This is a genomic window from Bradyrhizobium denitrificans (assembly GCF_013179005.1).
In the GTDB taxonomy this organism is placed as follows: Bacteria; Pseudomonadota; Alphaproteobacteria; order Rhizobiales; family Xanthobacteraceae; genus Bradyrhizobium; species Bradyrhizobium denitrificans.
On sequence record NZ_JABFDP010000015.1, the window covers coordinates 151,023 to 166,744 of the forward strand.

The 15,722-nt window shown below is 64.8% G+C and carries 17 protein-coding genes and 1 tRNA gene; 3 read left to right on the forward strand and 15 right to left on the reverse strand.

All coding sequences use genetic code 11. From position 1 onward, the window contains the following. Positions 1–58 precede the first annotated feature (58 nt). Entirely contained in the window at positions 59–949 is an 891-nt protein-coding gene (locus HL671_RS18225) for a LysR substrate-binding domain-containing protein (RefSeq protein ID WP_012041662.1), read from the forward strand. A gap of 5 nt (positions 950–954) precedes the next feature. Here HL671_RS18225 and HL671_RS18230 read toward each other — a convergent pair whose 3' ends face one another. The 3 genes from HL671_RS18230 to HL671_RS18240 form a co-directional block, all read right to left on the reverse strand. Further along, positions 955–2,925, reverse strand: a complete 1,971-nt coding sequence (locus HL671_RS18230; RefSeq protein WP_172237262.1) for a methyl-accepting chemotaxis protein — start codon at positions 2,923–2,925, stop codon at positions 955–957. A 196-nt stretch (positions 2,926–3,121) separates the two neighbouring features. Beyond that, positions 3,122–3,907 carry a histidinol-phosphatase gene (gene hisN / locus HL671_RS18235; RefSeq protein WP_012041664.1) on the reverse strand — a complete coding sequence of 262 codons (786 nt, stop codon included), beginning with the start codon at positions 3,905–3,907 and terminating at the stop codon, positions 3,122–3,124. Between the two features lie 477 nt (positions 3,908–4,384). After that, positions 4,385–5,269, reverse strand: a complete 885-nt coding sequence (locus HL671_RS18240) for an N-formylglutamate amidohydrolase (protein ID WP_012041665.1) — start codon at positions 5,267–5,269, stop codon at positions 4,385–4,387. 329 nt (positions 5,270–5,598) lie between these two features. Here HL671_RS18240 and cpdR point away from each other — a divergent pair, with 329 nt between their 5' ends. Both cpdR and HL671_RS18250 read left to right on the forward strand, forming a co-directional pair. After that, positions 5,599–5,958 carry a cell cycle two-component system response regulator CpdR gene (gene cpdR, locus HL671_RS18245; RefSeq protein ID WP_006610087.1) on the forward strand — a complete coding sequence of 120 codons (360 nt, stop codon included), beginning with the start codon at positions 5,599–5,601 and terminating at the stop codon, positions 5,956–5,958. 117 nt (positions 5,959–6,075) lie between these two features. After that, positions 6,076–6,150 (forward strand) — tRNA-Val (locus HL671_RS18250). Positions 6,151–6,502: 352 nt separating this feature from the next. On the opposite strand, the gene HL671_RS18255 is transcribed toward HL671_RS18250, so the two are convergent. The 12 genes from HL671_RS18255 to HL671_RS18310 all read right to left on the reverse strand — a co-directional run bounded on the left by HL671_RS18255 (position 6,503) and on the right by HL671_RS18310 (position 15,710). Next, complete coding sequence (locus HL671_RS18255; protein WP_244424384.1) at positions 6,503–6,925, reverse strand: 2Fe-2S iron-sulfur cluster-binding protein; 423 nt, start codon at positions 6,923–6,925, stop codon at positions 6,503–6,505. Positions 6,926–6,946: 21 nt separating this feature from the next. Next, positions 6,947–7,501 carry a luciferase domain-containing protein gene (locus HL671_RS18260; protein ID WP_246579483.1) on the reverse strand — a complete coding sequence of 185 codons (555 nt, stop codon included), beginning with the start codon at positions 7,499–7,501 and terminating at the stop codon, positions 6,947–6,949. Next, the gene (locus HL671_RS18265; RefSeq protein WP_246579484.1) at positions 7,485–8,474 is read right to left on the reverse strand and encodes a 2Fe-2S iron-sulfur cluster-binding protein; all 990 of its coding nucleotides are present in this window, start codon (positions 8,472–8,474) and stop codon (positions 7,485–7,487) included. Before HL671_RS18265 ends, HL671_RS18260 begins: the two co-directional genes overlap by 17 nt. 57 nt (positions 8,475–8,531) lie before the next feature. After that, the gene (locus HL671_RS18270) at positions 8,532–9,557 is read right to left on the reverse strand and encodes an aromatic/alkene monooxygenase hydroxylase subunit beta (protein ID WP_012041843.1); all 1,026 of its coding nucleotides are present in this window, start codon (positions 9,555–9,557) and stop codon (positions 8,532–8,534) included. 22 nt (positions 9,558–9,579) lie between these two features. Continuing rightward, on the reverse strand, positions 9,580–9,879 hold the full coding sequence (locus tag HL671_RS18275; RefSeq protein WP_172237268.1) for an MmoB/DmpM family protein: 300 nt from the start codon (positions 9,877–9,879) through the stop codon (positions 9,580–9,582). Between the two features lie 9 nt (positions 9,880–9,888). After that, positions 9,889–10,269, reverse strand: coding sequence for a monooxygenase system ferredoxin subunit (locus HL671_RS18280; RefSeq protein WP_172237271.1), 381 nt, complete (start codon positions 10,267–10,269; stop codon positions 9,889–9,891). Further along, a complete protein-coding gene (locus tag HL671_RS18285) occupies positions 10,262–10,507 on the reverse strand; it encodes a toluene-4-monooxygenase system B family protein (protein WP_041750440.1) in 246 nt (81 codons plus the stop codon). Before HL671_RS18285 ends, HL671_RS18280 begins: the two co-directional genes overlap by 8 nt. A 96-nt stretch (positions 10,508–10,603) precedes the next feature. Continuing rightward, positions 10,604–12,088 carry an aromatic/alkene/methane monooxygenase hydroxylase/oxygenase subunit alpha gene (locus tag HL671_RS18290; RefSeq protein WP_012041847.1) on the reverse strand — a complete coding sequence of 495 codons (1,485 nt, stop codon included), beginning with the start codon at positions 12,086–12,088 and terminating at the stop codon, positions 10,604–10,606. Between the two features lie 470 nt (positions 12,089–12,558). Then, on the reverse strand, positions 12,559–12,882 hold the full coding sequence (locus tag HL671_RS18295; protein ID WP_172237274.1) for a 2Fe-2S iron-sulfur cluster-binding protein: 324 nt from the start codon (positions 12,880–12,882) through the stop codon (positions 12,559–12,561). Between the two features lie 16 nt (positions 12,883–12,898). Next, positions 12,899–13,660 (reverse strand): SDR family NAD(P)-dependent oxidoreductase, encoded by a 762-nt coding sequence (locus tag HL671_RS18300; RefSeq protein ID WP_172237277.1) that lies wholly within the window; start codon positions 13,658–13,660, stop codon positions 12,899–12,901. Further along, entirely contained in the window at positions 13,657–14,274 is a 618-nt protein-coding gene (locus HL671_RS18305) for an HD domain-containing protein (protein WP_172237280.1), read from the reverse strand. The genes HL671_RS18300 and HL671_RS18305 overlap by 4 nt, the downstream gene beginning before the upstream one ends. Then, positions 14,271–15,710 (reverse strand): aldehyde dehydrogenase family protein, encoded by a 1,440-nt coding sequence (locus HL671_RS18310; RefSeq protein ID WP_210263952.1) that lies wholly within the window; start codon positions 15,708–15,710, stop codon positions 14,271–14,273. The genes HL671_RS18305 and HL671_RS18310 overlap by 4 nt, the downstream gene beginning before the upstream one ends. Between the last annotated feature and the right edge of the window lie 12 nt (positions 15,711–15,722).

Sequence of the window (15,722 nt, forward strand, 5' to 3'; positions counted from 1 at the left end):
CAGCACAATGTGGAGCTTACGGAGCCTGCCTTCGGAAATGACTGAGGCTGGATCGGATATGCGCTTTGATCTGGTTGACCTGAAGCTGTTCATCGCGGTCGCCGAGGCCCGCAGCATCACTGGCGGGGCCGATCGCGCCCATCTGGCGCTCGCGTCGGCCAGCGCCCGCATCAAGGGGCTTGAAGAGGCGTTCGGCATCGCGCTGTTCAAGCGTGGGCGCCGCGGTGTCGCTCTGACGGCGGCCGGTGAAAGCCTGCTCGATCATGCTCGCCTCATCATCGCCAATGTCGAGGCCATGCAGGGCGATCTGATGGGCTTTGCGTCGGGGCTGCGGGCCAATGTGCAACTGCTCGCCAACACGGTTGGTCTCGCCGAGCATCTGCCGCGCGCACTGGCGGCGTTCCTGCGCGAGCATCCGGACATCAATGTCGATGTAGAGGAGCGCGAAAGCACGGACATTGCGGAAGCGATCGTATCCGGCAGAGCCGACCTCGGTGTCGCGGCAGAGCATGCGCTCCCCGACACCATCGAGCGCTTCGCCTTCGGCGAGGACCGGCTGATCCTGGTGGCCGGCCGCCGGAGCCCGTTCGCCGGCCGCCGTCAGATCGATTTCAGCGAGACCGCCGGGCAGGACTTCATCGGCCTGACCCAGGGAACAGCGCTCAACGCCCATATCGGCAGGCATGCGGCGCGGCTCGGCATCCGTCAGCATGTCCGGGCGCGCCTGCGCGATTTCGATGCCATCTGCCAGATGGTGGCGGCCGGTGTCGGCATCGCCGTCGTGCCCGAGGCGGCCGCACGCCGCTGCGCGCGATCGATGCCGATCAGCCTCATCATGCTACGGGATGCCTGGTCCAATCGCAGGCTGGTGATCTGTGCCCGCAGCTTCAAGGCGCTGCCGCGCCCAGCCAAGCTGCTCGTCGATCATCTGCGCAAGACGGCCATCTGATCGGTCTATGCCGCGCGGACCGTCTCGAGGAAACGGCCGACCTCGAGCTTGAGGCGGTTGCTCTCCTCCGAGAGCGATTGCGCCGCCGACAGCACCTGGGCCGACGCGGAGCCGGTCTCGGTGGCGCCGTGCTCGACCTCGACGATGTTGTCGGAGACGCGCTGCGTCCCCTGCGCCGTGTGCTGCACATTGCGCGAGATCTCCTGGGTCGCCGCGCCCTGCTGCTCGATGGCGGCCGCAATGGTCGCTGAAATCTGCGACAGCCGCTCGATCGTGCTGGAGACTTCGCGGATGACATCGACGGACTCCGCAGTGGCCGATTGAATGCTCGCGATCTGCTGGCCGATTTCTCCGGTGGCCTTTGCGGTCTGTTCGGCCAGCGCCTTGACCTCGGCGGCGACCACGGCGAAGCCGCGGCCGGCTTCGCCGGCACGTGCCGCCTCGATCGTGGCATTGAGCGCGAGCAGGTTGGTTTGGCCGGCGATGGTGTTGATGAGCTCGACGACGTCGCCGATGCGTGTTGCCGCTCTCGACAACTCGCCGACCCGCTCATTGGTGCGGCGGGCCTGGCCGACCGCCTCGCCGGCGATGCGAGCCGATTCCTGCACCTGACGGCTGATCTCGGTGACGGAGGCCGACAGCTCCTCGGTGGCTGACGCGACCGACTGCACGCCGGCCGCGGCTTCCTCGGAGGCCGACGCGACGGCCGTCGCCAGCGATTGGCCGTGCTGGGCGTTCCGGGTCAGGGTCGTCGCCGAAGCTTCGAGCTCGGTCGAGGCGGAGGACACCGTCTCGATGATCTCGCCGACCGCCGTCTCGAAGCTCTGGGCAAGCGCCGCCATGTCCGCCTTGCGCTGCTGCGCGAGCCGCTTTTCGACCTCGGCCTGCTCGGCGCGCAACCGCTCGGTCTCGATCATGTTGGTCTTGAACACCTCGACGGCGCCGGCCATCTCGCCGATTTCGTCACGGCGGCCGACGCCGGGAATCCGGATCGAAGCGTCGCCCCCGGCAAGCCGCGTCATGGCCTGCACCATGTTGCGGATCGCGGTGGAGATGCCGCGGCCGATCAGGAAGGATACGCAACCGACCAGGATCAGCGACAGGCCGAGCGTGATCAGCATGCCACGCTTGACATTATGGCCGGTCTCGGCCTCGGCGGCCTGCGCCGACGTATAATGTTGCGCGACGGTGTTGCCGATCTCGGCGATGACGGGCTCGATCTCGGCGAAAGCCTTGGACATCGCGGCACTGTGGCGCGCCGCCTCCTGCGACCCGTCCGCCCAGGACAGGAAATCCTTCTGATATTTGTCCAGCTTCTGGTTGATTTCCGCCTTGGTCGCGGCTGCGATATCGGCGCTGGCGATGGCCTTGGCGAATTCGGCTGCCGTCGTCTTGAGCTCCGCGACATATTTCGGGTCGCGACGCAGCATGAAATCCTTCTCATGCCGGCGCAGCATCAGCATGCCGCTTGTGAGCCTGGGGTCGTTGACCTCTTTCAGCTTGGCTTCGATGTCATGCACGGCCGAGCGCAGCGAGCCCGACAGGCCGAGGGTCTCGTTGAGGCCGAGACGAATCTCGGCCTGCTCGGTGGCACCGAATTCAGTGCTGTATGTCGAAAATCCCTGCCTGACCGTGTCGATCCTGGCGCCGAGGGCTGTGTCGCCGAGCGCGCGGCTGGTGGTCCGAAGCGCATCGAGCTCGCGTGTGATGCCGGCACTCAGCTCGGTATGCCGCGCGGTGTATTTCTGGTCACGGCGGAGCAGGAAGTCCTTTTCGGCGCGGCGCGCTTCGAGCAGATCGTTGAGGAGCTTCTGGTTGAGATCGGCGGCGGCGCGGGCCTTTTCGGCCAGCTGCCGCGAGGCCTCCTGCGACGTCGCGCCGATCAGGTAGATTGCGCCAAAAACGGCGACGGCAGCCACCCCGATCAGCGCGATGGCCATGATCTTGTGCGTCAGCCGGAAGTTGATGCGGGCCATCGAAAATGCCTTCCTGGAATCAATGTTCATCCGCGCAATGCCGCGGGTACTCGTCAAATTTGAAAAAAATTTAGGGACACGCGGTCAATGCGCAGTTAACAATGTATCGTAACGTGCGTTCTCCGTAATTCTACGCGACGAGCCGAAGCTCAATCTCCCGACTCGGTCTGCAATCGCTTGATTGCAGTCGATCTCGTCATCCCGCAGCCAAACGCTTCAATGCCGCCTCGTGCACGCGCTTGTCGCCGGCGGCGATGATACGCCCGCCATTCTGCGCCGGGCCGCCGTCCCAGTCGGTGACGATTCCACCGGCGCCATTGATGATCGGGATCAGGGCGGCGATGTCGTAGGGCTTGAGCTCGGTCTCGATAACGAGATCGAGATGGCCGGCGGCCAGCATGCAATAAGAGTAGCAGTCGCCGCCATAGCGCGACAGCCGGACCTCGGATTCGGCGCGCGCGAAGGCGGCCCGATCGGCGTCGTTCATCAGCAATGGGCTGGTCGTGTAGCAGACGGCGTCCTGCAGCCGCTCGCAGCGGCGCACCGACAGCCGGCGCTCTCCGGCAGCATTCCTGTAATTGGCCGAACCATTGTCGCCGGCAAAGCGCTCGCCGATGAACGGTTGATGCATCATGCCGAACACCGGGATGCCCTTGTGCAGCAGCGCGATCAGCGTGCCCCAGATCGGAAAGCCGGCAATGAAGGATTTGGTGCCGTCGATCGGATCGAGCACCCAGACATAGTCGGCATCCTCGCGCTCATTGCCGAATTCCTCACCGACGATGCCGTGCTGCGGGAAGTTCGCCTTGATCAGGCGGCGCATCACCGCCTCCGCGGCGCGGTCGGCCTCGGTGACGGGATCGAAATCGTGCCGGCTGCTCTTGTTGTCGACCGAGAGCGAGGTCCGGAAGAACGGCAGGATGGTTTCGCCCGAGGCGGTCGCCAGGCGACCGATAAAGGCTGAGAAGTCGATGACCGTCACAACGCGTCCTTCAGGTGCAGGGAATCGGAAGACGATGAGCCGGTTATGCCTATCTCAAAGCCGCCGGCCGCGCATCCGGAGATGGAACGGCGACCTGGCATCTTGGATATCGTTTGGTGAGCAGCGGTTTCGCAAGCCAGCGGGTTTGCGGTCGAGGGGGGCCAATCGAAACCGAAATCGAAACACGCTGGGGAATTTTCGATTGATCAGACTTTTTGATGAACCTATTGACATCTCAAATGAAAATCCGGCTTGGGTCGCGTTGAGCGCAACCCCGCCTATGTTTTTTTGCATGGGAATCGAGAGAAAAACCCTTGCGTTTTGTGCAGCGCGGCCGCATATTGTTGCGGTGCGGTAGCGCTTCGCGTTATCGCTGCCCTCCTTGGGCGTTTCCTCCCTAGACTTGGGCCGCTTGTCATTCAAGCGGCCCTTTTTTTTGCACGCAGCTCAGGCGCGATCTGACGCTGTCTCCGCCGCTTATTCGGCCGCAGCCTGGAACGGGCCGAGATCGTCGAGCGGCACGGTCGCGAGCACCTCGGCGAGAACGGTGAGATCCGACGCGACCTGCGCGAAACGGGGTCCGCGCTCACGCCGTCGCTCGTCCATGTAGATCGCGCGGTTGAGTTCGATCTGGATCGCGTGCAGGCCGCTCGCCGGATTTCCATAATGCTCGGTAATGAAGCCGCCGGCGTAGGGCTTGTTGCGGCCCACCGAATAGCCGAGGCGGCCGAGCACATCCTCGAACAGGTTCGGCAGCAGCGCCGCGCAGCTCGTGCCGTAGCGATCGCCGATCACCATGTCCGGCCGCCGCGGCTCGTCGCGCGACACGCCGACCGAGGGCATCGAGTGACAATCGACCAGGATGACGGTGCCGAATTGCTGGTGCACCCGGTTGATCAGCCGGCGCAGAGCGCGGTGATAAGGTTTGTAAAGCGTCTCGATGCGGTGCAGCGCCTCGTCGACGTTGAGGCGATCGCGATAGATCTCTTGGCCGTCGCCGACCACCCGGGGGATGGTGCCGAGGCCGCCGGCCACGCGCATGGAGCGGGTGTTGGCGAAGCTCGGCAGCCGGCCGGTGAACATGCGCGGATCGAGCTCATAGGGCTCGCGGTTGACGTCGACATAGCAGCGCGGAAAATGCACCCGGACGGTCGGAAAGCCGCGCGCCAAGAGGTCTGCGATCAGCTCGTCCATGAACGAATCTTCGGACCGCCGCAGGGTCGGAAGATCGATTCGGGACGCCCTGAGGAACTCGTCGGGATAGACCGAACCGGAATGGGGCGAATTGAAGATGATGGGCGCGCGCCAAGTGGCAGGCTCCATGATCTCGAACGGCGGCAATTCGCCATCAAACTCCGTCATCGCTGGGCGCCGTCCCCTTGGTCACGTCCGTTGATGCGCCGGTATGCTCCGGCCGAAAAGCGCTGGAGAACGCGAGCCACTGCTCTCTGCCAAACGGCATCTTCGATAATCCCGGCCGATCTGCCAAGTGGCAAACAAGGAAAAAGTTCATCTTCGGTTTGGAACAACTCTGAGCTGGCGACGATCTCTGGCAGAAGAAACCCGGTCGGCCCTCAAATTGCCTTGTCGATGTCCGATCAGAAAGCACAATCTTTCACCCGAAATTTACCGCCCGTCAGGCTTAGTGGCGGCAACGCTCCGCTCTCACCCGGACCAGACGACTCCCCGCCATGCACAAAATCCTGCTCGCCGAAGACGACAACGACATGCGCCGCTTCCTGGTCAAGGCATTGGAAAATGCCGGGTTCCAGGTCTCGCCCCACGACAATGGCATGTCGGCCTATCAGCGGCTGCGCGAGGAGCCGTTCGAGATGCTGTTGACCGACATCGTGATGCCGGAGATGGACGGCATCGAGCTGGCGCGCCGCGCCTCCGAGCTCGACCCGGACATCAAGATCATGTTCATCACCGGCTTCGCCGCGGTGGCCCTGAACTCCGATTCGGAGGCCCCCAAGAACGCCAAGGTGCTGTCCAAGCCGGTCCACCTGCGCGAGCTGGTCAGCGAGGTCAACAAGATGCTGGCGGCCTGAGCCGCCGGCGGCGGTCGCAGGCTTGCGGATTATTCCCATTTTTGCCTGTTTGCGTCCTTGCCTGCCTGCGTGGGAGCCGATATAGGAGCCCCCACCCGACGAGACCTCTTGGGTTTAGGGCACGTAGCTCAGCGGGAGAGCACTACCTTGACATGGTAGGGGTCACAGGTTCGATCCCTGTCGTGCCCACCACTCTTCAGACCACCGTCTGATTTGATTGAGCTTTTTGCTCGATCTCCCTCGCCCAGTTTATTGGTGAGGGGATAGACGCTCGTTTTATGCGTTCGTGGAGCCGGTTCGTTCGAGCTCTGCAACGCCGCCATACGCAAGCTTCTTGCGATTGGCCTTCCTCGTGCAATGGCTCGGGATCCGACGCTCGGTCCATCCGAAGATCGCGTCCCGCTCGGCTTCAGTCGCGCCGTTCTCTGCTGCGACGCTCGCGGCCGCCTTGCGCGGCGCGTGAGCGGATCGGTTCATCAGCCCGGTAGCCACGCAGTTCACCTCGCAGCATCCTGCCGTGCGAATGGATGGTTGCGTGTGTTGGCTAGTCACCGGAGCTCATTCGCGGCGTGGCTCGTCCCCGGCGGAAGCGGAGGCGCGCCCCTGGCGGATAAGCGCGCGCGAGCTGGTTATGCTCGATCCGGTGCTGCACCATGTCCCGACGGGTTTGACGTTCGTCAAGCGTGAGGATCAGATCCGAGCATGGCTTGGTCGAGCAAAGCAGCAGGAAGCCGGCTTCGGCGTCCTCGGCGTAGACCGTCAGCGCATCCGAGCGGTCGACCTTGCCCGACACCAGGCGCGCGGCGCATGCGAGGCACCAGCCCTGTTCGCAGATGTAGGGGCTCTCGATACCGGCGTCGATCATGCTGTAGAGCAGATATTCGTCGGATGCGGCGTCGAATGTGAACGTGCCGTCCGGGCGTTCCAGCCGGATGCGAAACCGCCTGGCGCCGCCTTCATCGATCATGGCCGAGAGCTCCGTCATCGCTTACCAGCGGCTGTCGGGCAACGCGACCTCGCCGATGCGGCCGGTTGCGTAGCAATGCGCAGCAACGATGATGCGTGCCGCAACCGCCATCTCACCGTCGTCGCGCGGCGCGTAGATGACGAGGCTCTGCGGCGGCACGGCACCGGCCATGTAGCGTGCGAAGGGATGCACCGTGCCCCAGCCCTTGGCCACAATCTTCTGCCCCCATTCCGGCCGCAGCGTCAGGTGCAGCGAGCCATCGGGGCGGACGATGAGCCACACCGGCGGGACGATGAAGGCTTCCGGCTGGCCCATGGCATGGCTGTCATCGAGCGCGAAAGCGCGCCCTGCCGCGTTGAGCGGCGCTGCCACCTCGGCGACGCCGGCCAGCGCACATGCGCATGAGGCGAGCTGCGCTGCGTAGCCGACGGGCGAGGTGTCGTCGAGCTGGACGCAGGGCCATGCCGGTGCCAGCCGAGGCGCATCGCCGGGACGCGCGGCGAGGCGGCGCAGGCCCGGCGCCATCGCCCAGATGGGTAGCGCGCCGCGCCAGCCTGTCCTAGCCGAAGCTGTCATAGTGAACCTGCGTGATCGGAACATCGGCACTGCGCAGCAGCGACTTGACCGCGTCGACCATGATCGGCGGCCCAGCCACGTAGAACTCGGCGGCGGCCGGATCGGGGATCGTGGCCTTGATCGCATCAGTGACGAAGCCGGCTGCGTGCGGCCAGCCGGATGGGGCGTTCTCGACCACGGGCAGATAGCGCGCCTGAGCGATCCGTGCGATGACCGCTCGCAGCACGTCGTGGGCGGCAAGATCCGCCGGCCCGCGCGCGCCGTAGATGACGTCCACGGGCGAGCCGAAATCGAGGCGCGCCTCCGCCGCCTCACGCATCATGGCCAGGATCGGCGCGATGCCCGTGCCTCCCGCCACGAACACCTTGCGACCCGGCCGACGCCGCAATGTACAGGTGCCGAAAGGGGCCTCGATCGTGATCACGGCGCCAGGAGCCAACGCCGCGAGTGCGTTGCTGCCCGTGCCGCCGTCGTAGCGTCTGGCGATGAACTGCAGGAGGTTGCCGCCCGGCAGATTGCTCATCGAATAGCAGCGCCGCAGGTCCGCCCCGAGATGCAGAATCGCATACTGACCCGGCCGGAAATCGATCGGCTCAGCCGTTTCGAAGCTGAACTGCCGAACCTCCGGCGCGAGATCGACAACGTCGCGCAGGATGGCCTGTCGCTCGACGCAGCCGGGCGCCGGCATGGACCAGGCGCCGGGACCGCGGGCGATGGTGACCTCCGACGTCGCGCGGGATTGACACGCCAGGATGCGGTTGCGTCGTGCGTCGCGCGGATTGACGGCCGGTGCACCTGGAAAGATCAGATCGACCTGACCGGCGACGAGCGTCACCTTGCAGGTGCCGCAGCTCCCCCAGCCGCATTCATAGGGGAGTGCGACGCCCGCGCGACGCGCCGCCTGAAGGATCGTTTCATGGTCGGCCATGTCGATCGCGATACCGTCGGGCTCGATGCGGAGTTGCCGTGTCATCAACGCCATCCTTCCGGCCTGGGCGGTCGGTGCAACATGCCGAGCGGCGCTGCCAAACTACAGGCCGCAATCGGCGATCAGCCTCGCCTGGGCGGTCATGGTCCGGTCGAGGATGGTCCGTGCGCTGTCGGCGCCGGGCGCTGCCGAAAGTGCCTCGCTCAGGCTGCGCGCGGCGCGCTCGCCGAGTGGTATCCACTTCGCGACCCATTCTTGCAGCAGAACGGCATGTGCGGGCATCTTGCCAGTCGCATAGCGTACCAGCGCCTTGGTGGTCTCGACTGCATAGGCTTCGTCGTAGTTGCGGAAGTCGTCGTGCAGCAGCGCCAGCAGGTCATCGTCATTTGCCCGCGCCAGATCGGCAATCTCGCGATTGAAGATGTGGTCGAAGATCGGTCGCAGCACGAGATTGCGGGAGACGAAGGCTTCGCCCCAATCGTAGGTGATCAGCTGCTTCTCGATCAGCTCGCGCAGGCCCTGCCACTCCGGCCCCTGTGTCCAGATCGTCCGGGCGATGCCGCTATCGGCGAGCTCCGGGCGTCCGGTGTCGAGCGCGAGCGCCTTGGCGAGGTAGGCCTGGCGCTGCACGCGGCGCATTTCATTGCCCATCTGGAAGTAGAAGGTGTTGGTGACGAAGGCCGAGGGCGCCATCTGCGCGACATAGGCCGCGCTCATCTGCATCGCATGGCCGGGAAACCGGACCGGCAGATAGGTCTGGCCGAGAAAGTCGAGCCACGCCGCAGGAAGCTTGCGGTAGCTGTCCTGGCGCTCGAACTCATCGATCAGATTGTCGCAGTAGACCTCACGATCCTTCTGGTCGCCAATATAACGGCGATAGGTGTAGGTCAGGGGATCGCGATAACCCTCCCAATCGTCCAGCATCAGTTTCGAGCCTTCGCGATGCCTGAGATAGAACTGGTTGATCGACCAGTTCTCGGATAGCTCGAACGGTGCCGGCGCCCGCCGGAAATGACTGTGGAACTTGTACGTGACGGCCTCGTACTCCGAGGGCAGCCGGCGTTCGGTCCACAGGCTCCAGGTCTTCTTCTGCTTGCGCGCAGCCGGCTTCGCGGTCATTGCGGTCATGAACGTGTCCTCCCTGGATTTTCTAAGTGTGGATGGACCAGACCCACTCGTCGTCCATCGATTCGAGCCGACCGCCGAACGACACCAGGCTGGGCTCGATCTCGGCCAGCCGGAACGGTCGCCCCAGCGCCGCCTGCATGCTCTTCTGCGTCAGGCGGAAGTTTCGGTCCGCCTGGATGCGGACGTAGCCGCCGCGGTCCTCGACGACGATCTCGACATCGGGGTTGTCCTGCTCGCTCGCCGCGATCACAGCGTCGATAATGTCTTCGTCGACGCCCCGGATGACGGGCCCGACCAGTTTCGGTGTTGCTGTCGTGGTCATGGGGTTGTCCTATGCGTCCTGCTCGGTCTTATGGCGCAGGCGGCGCAGCCGTCCGTCGTTGGGCACGCCGACCAGAATGGCTTCACCGTCCTTCTTCACGGCGTAGCGAAAGAGGCGGCAATCCCGCGGGTTGAGTCCGCGGCCGTCATCCATGCTGAACTCCCACTCGTGGGCCGAGCAGGTGATGGTGCCTGCTTCGAAATCGACCTTGCCGTCGGCCAGCAGGATTTCCTGATGCGGACACATGCCCTGGAAGCAGCGCAATTCGCCGCCGGGCAGATGCATCACGATCACTTCCTCGCCGTCGACCTCGACGCCGATGAAATCGCCTTCCCAAAGATCGTCCAAGGTTGCGACCTGCACCCATGTCACGTCGGCATGGTCAGACATAGGCCACCTCGATCCAATCCATCGGCTGGATGCCGGACTGCGCCACCGTGATCGCGGAAGGCAGCTCCTTGCCGTTGTGGTAGACGCATTTCGACGCGTTCTTCTCGGCGACGCGCAGTCCGACCGCATGCTGGGCGACCTTGTCGGCCACGACGCTCATGGTGTCGCCGTCGTCGACGGGGACCAGCAGGACGACGAAATCGCCACGAAAATTGGCTTGGAGCGGGAACAGAGCCACGCTTGCCTCCCATGTTTGTTGTTGTGTGCCGGGTTGGGCGAGCCGCTCGTGAGCGGCGCCTCTCAATTCGTACTGGTCGCTGCCGCTGAGGCCGGATCACTCGGCCGCGAGCCGCGATGCGCCATCCCAGGCGTATCCTTGAGCGTCGTTGCCGGCCACGTCGGGCGTGATGCCCATGTATTGCAGCGCGCCTTCCAGCGTCGGCGGCTGGATGTGGCCGGCCAGGAAGCGGTCGACGACCGAGAGATGGGTCTCGTAGCGTTCAGGCTGGCTCTTCCATACCCATTCGCAGACTTCGCAGCAGAAGTTCAGCTTGCGCCCGTTGTGTGTGGTGATCCGCGGCGCCTGCCCGATGCTCGGGCTGCAGATCGGGATGTGACAGCAGTTGCAGACGATCGGCAGCGTCGCCGGATAGGTCTTTTCGATCTGACCTGTGCGGACGTTGTTGCCGATCACGTCCCACAGCTTGCCGAACCGGTCGTTCCAGCCGGGATATTTCTGCTCGAGCCAGTCGCGCTCGGCGGCGGACACGCCCGCGTCGGGATTCCACCACACCGTCGGCCGCCAGAACCACACGCCCATGTGATAGGCGTGATGAACCCAGTCGAGCTCGGGCAGGAAGTGCTTTTCCCAGTACCAAGGCACGTTCATGCCGAGATCCTTGAACTGGTCCATGAACTGGCGGCAGATCCAGTCCTGCATGAACTCCTTGAACGACATCGTCCGGCTTTCCAGCGGCGTGTAGTAATCCATGGAGATGCCGGTCAGCAGCGCGAACAGCTTCCAGGAGCGCCAGAACATCTGGTCGACCAGCTTCTGCGCCTCCGCCTTCTTGCCGTTGTTGATCATGATCTTCAGCGTCGGCTCGCCCTGCTGCGAATGCCGCGCCTCGTCGGTCTGGATCGAGGAGATCAGCGCGCCGAACTCGATATCGCCGACATGCAGCGCGTCGGACGCCATGCCGAGGAACTGCAGATTGGTGAAGCCGGTCTCGAACGTGAAGGTGAGCTGGATCGCCGTCGATACGGCATCATTGGCGGTGAACATGTCGTCGAACAGGCTGCGCGCCGCGATCACACCCCATTCGTTGGTGTGCATCGCCTTGTGGGCCCAGTCGAATTGCGGGTCCTTTCCGAGCAGGCAATAGGGGAAGTAGATCTGCGCCTGGCCGTGGCGGCATTCGTCCAGCGTGCCAAATGCGGCCATGTTGCGCCACGCGGCGGCGCGGCCGAACCGTGCCATGCGTGCCTCGCCGATCGAGGCGAAATATTCCGGAACCGGGATCGCGCCATAATGCGCCTTGATCGCCGATTTCCAGCCGGCATCGAGATTGTCATACAGGTTAGAGCGCGCGATCGTCGAGCGGATCGAGTAGATGCCGTCGTCCTTGCCGGCCTGGTTGTGGACGTATTCGCGATAGGTCAGCTTGTAGGGCTCATCCCAGCCCCACCATTCTTCGCCGTGGATGCCGAAGCTCTTTGAAAGCTCCTCGGGGAAGACCTCGTCCTCGCTGACATAGGAGAAGGCCCAGTTCATGTCGCGGGCTGTGTCGTAATAGTCCCGCCGCTGCAGCTTCGGCATGCGTCGCTCCTCCCGAGCTCGATGATCGCATTCGTCGTTTTTCGTTGTGTCCGCCCTGCCGCCCTTGAACGGGCGAACTCCGTGCCGCTCGTATCGATGTCGTACGATCCAGATGATCGAGACTGATCGGTCGGCTAGGTCGGTGCTTGTTATGCGACGGAGTGTAGGAGGCTTCCTTTGGTTTTTCTTTAGTCACCGCGTCAATGCGAGGCGCGTGAACTGCGGCGCGACCGCAAATGATCGCATCGGCGGCGCCGTAAATGCCGCGATGGATTGATGCGATGCGACAGGAATAGTCGACTGCGGTCGAGGGCTGACGCGTTTGCGTCGACCCCTTCGGCCGATCCGCTCAAGCGCGCGGGTTCACACCTGCGAAGCGAGCAGGCGTGGAGGTGCCTGCCCGTGTCCCGTTCTGAGCAGATTGACGATGAGGCCGAAGCCAACAGGCGGCTGGCTTAGCTTCCCGCGGATCAGCGGCTGCGGCCGACAACGTGCAGCACCAGACCCGCGAGCGCGTCGGTGATCGGGATCTGGCACGCCAGGCGGCTCTCGGGTCGGACGTCCGTGGCCTCGAACTCGAGGACATCGGCCTCGATATCGCCGGCCGGGCCGACGCGCGTGAGCCAGGCCTGGTCGACATGGCAATGGCAGGTGGCGCAGATGCAGGAGCCGCCGCATTCGCCGATGATGCCATCGATGCCGTTGCGCTTCGCCGCCTGCATGGCGCTCTCGTCGTGCGCGGCCTCGACGGTTCGCACGGTGCCATCGGGTTCGATGAAGGTGATCCTGGGCATGGGTCTTGATGGGTCCCTAGATGAACTGCCGGCCGCCGTCGACGATCAGGGTCTGGCCGGTGATGAAGGCCGCGGCCGGCGACGCGAAGAACAAGGCACCGCCGACCATGTCGTCGACATCGGCCGCACGCTTCAGCGCGCCGCGCGTGACGCCGTATTCGGCGGCGTTCTCCATCAGGCCGAGGCTCGCCTCGGTGAGGGTGAAGCCGGGTGCGATGACGTTGACGGTGATCTTGTCGTCGCCGAGTTCGCGCGCCAGCGCGCGTGTCATCGCGATGACTGCGCCTTTCGACGACACGTAGTGCAGCCACAGCGGCGAGCCGCTCATGACCGTCGCCGAGGAGACGTTGACGATCGCGCCGCCGCCGGCGCGCCGCATCAGCGGTGCGGCCGCCTTGGTCATCATCCACACGCCCTTGATATTGACGCGCATGACGCGGTCCCACTCGGCTTCGGGGATCGCCTCGAAGCCGCGGCGCTCCAGCCCGGCATAGATGGCGGCATTGTTCACCAGCACGTCGACCCCGCCCATGCGCGCGAGCGCAAATTGCGCCAGCGCGGCAGTCGAGGCTTCGTTGGCGACGTCGACCTCGGCGGCGTGCGCCTTGCCGCCGCCGTCGCGAATCAGCCGCGCGGTCTCCTCGACGCCGCCGAGACGGATGTCGGCGGCGACGATTTCGGCGCCTGCGGCCGCGAAGGCCAGCGCGAAGCCGCGGCCGAGCCCGCCTGCCGCCCCGGTGACGATGACGCGCTTGCCCGGCAGTTGGATCGTGCTCATGCGGGACCCCCAATGTGGAGCAGATCGGTCATGAAGGCGGAGGCCGTGCCCTCGGCGATCAGGGCCTGGGCCATGGCGGTGCCGGTTTCGGTCAGCATCGATGGCAGCACGAAACTTTCCAGCATCGCGACCGTCTCCTTCGGCGGCGTATCGAACCAGCCTCCGATCGTCGCGATGCCGTGGCCGGTGAAGCGCCACAATTTGTCCGCGTCCTTCATCAGCGCGTCCTCGTGCGAGATCGCCGTCTTGCGCGTATCGTGGCCGTCGATGATCGCCAGGATGGTCTCGACCTGCAGCCCCGGAATGGCAAGGCGCGTGAAGGCCTCCTTGGCGATCTTCACGCCCTCGATCTCGTGGGCGCGCTGCAGTTCGGGATATCGGGGATTAGGGCCGACAGCCGCAGCGAGCTGCTCCGGCGGGAACCTCTTCCAGCCGACATCGTGCATGAGGATGGCGGGCAGCACCACCGAGGCATCGACGTCCGGATGCAGCCGCAGCAGCGCCTGGCCCAGACGATACGAGATCAGCGTATGCTCGTCGTTCGAGCGCACGTCCAGCCAGGGCCGCGCCGCCAGCCAGATCTGCAGATCCTGGTCGCGCAGAAAATGCGTCATCGCAGCTCCGCGTCGTAAGTGAGGTAGATTGTCTTGTATTCGAGATAATCCTCGACGCCGTAGCGGCCTTTCTCGCGGCCGATGCCGCTCTGCTTCATGCCGCCGAACGGTGCGCGCTGGTTCGAGCGCTGGATGTCGTTGATCCAGACCGAGCCGGCTTCGAGCCGCTCCGCCAATGTCAGTCCTGTCGCGAGGTTGCGGGAGAACACGAAGGCGGCGAGGCCATAGATCGTCGCATTCGCAAGCCTCAAAGCCTCGCTGTGATGGTCGAACGGCGCGACACCGAGCACGGGGCCGAACGTCTCCTCGGTCATGATCAGAGACGAGGGGCCGGCGTCGGCGATGACCGTCGGCGGCAGGAACCAGCCTTTGTCGTACAGGCCGCCGGTGAGGCGGGCTCCGCCGGTCAGGATGGTTGCGCCACGGGCGCGCGCATCGGCGATCTGTCGCTCGCTGTTGCGATAGATCTTCTCGTTGACGAGCGGCCCGAGCGCGCAGGTCGAGGTCAGGCCGTTGCCGACATCCAGTTGCAAGACCCTGTCGGCGAGCGCATCGAGGAACCTGGTGTAGACCGGGCGCTCGACATAGACGCGATTGACGCGGTAGCAGAACTGCCCGGAATTGGCGAAGGCATGACGCGCGATCGCCGCAGACGCTGCGCCGATGTCGGCATCGGCGCAGACGATGGCGGGACACTGTCCGCCGAGCTCGAGGGTGACGCGTTTCATCGTCCCGGCAGCTGCAGCGGCGATCGCCTTGCCGGCCTGGGTGCCGCCGGTGAAGGCAATCTTGCGCGGTGTTGGATGTGCGATCATCTGCATGCCGACGTCCGGGCCGCGGCCGGTGACGACGTTGAAGCAGCCAGTTGGATAGCCCGCCGTTTGGAACAGCTCGGCGAGCTGCAAGGTCGACAACGGCGTGTCCTCGGCGGGCTTGGCGACGACCGTGCAGCCGGCCATCAGCGCCGCGCCGAGCTTGAAGCAGAGCAATGTCAGCGGGTAATTGAACGGCGTGATTGCGATCACGACGCCGGCCGGTTCGCGGGTGATGATGATCTTCTCGCCCGCCACGCCCGTCAGCGGCATCTCGGCATGCAGGCGCAGGCCTTCCTCGGCATAGACGTCGAGCAATTCGGCCGAGCGCTGGATTTCCGTGATCGCGCCCGCCAGCGGCCGGCCGAGCTCGCGGGTCAGCAGGCGGCCGAGCTGCTCGGCGTTCTCGCGCATCAGCCGTGCCGCGGCCTTCTGTAGCCGCGCTCGCTCGGCGACCGGCGTCGCCTTCCACGCCTGGAAAGCCGTCTCGGCCGACCGGATGGCGGCATCGACATCGGCGGGACCGGCCTCCGGAACGCTGTCGATCGTCTCGCCGGTGGCCGGGTCGAGTACGTCGAACGTCGCGCCGCCCAGGGCGCCAACCCAGCGGCCGTCGATGAACATCTCCATGTCCGC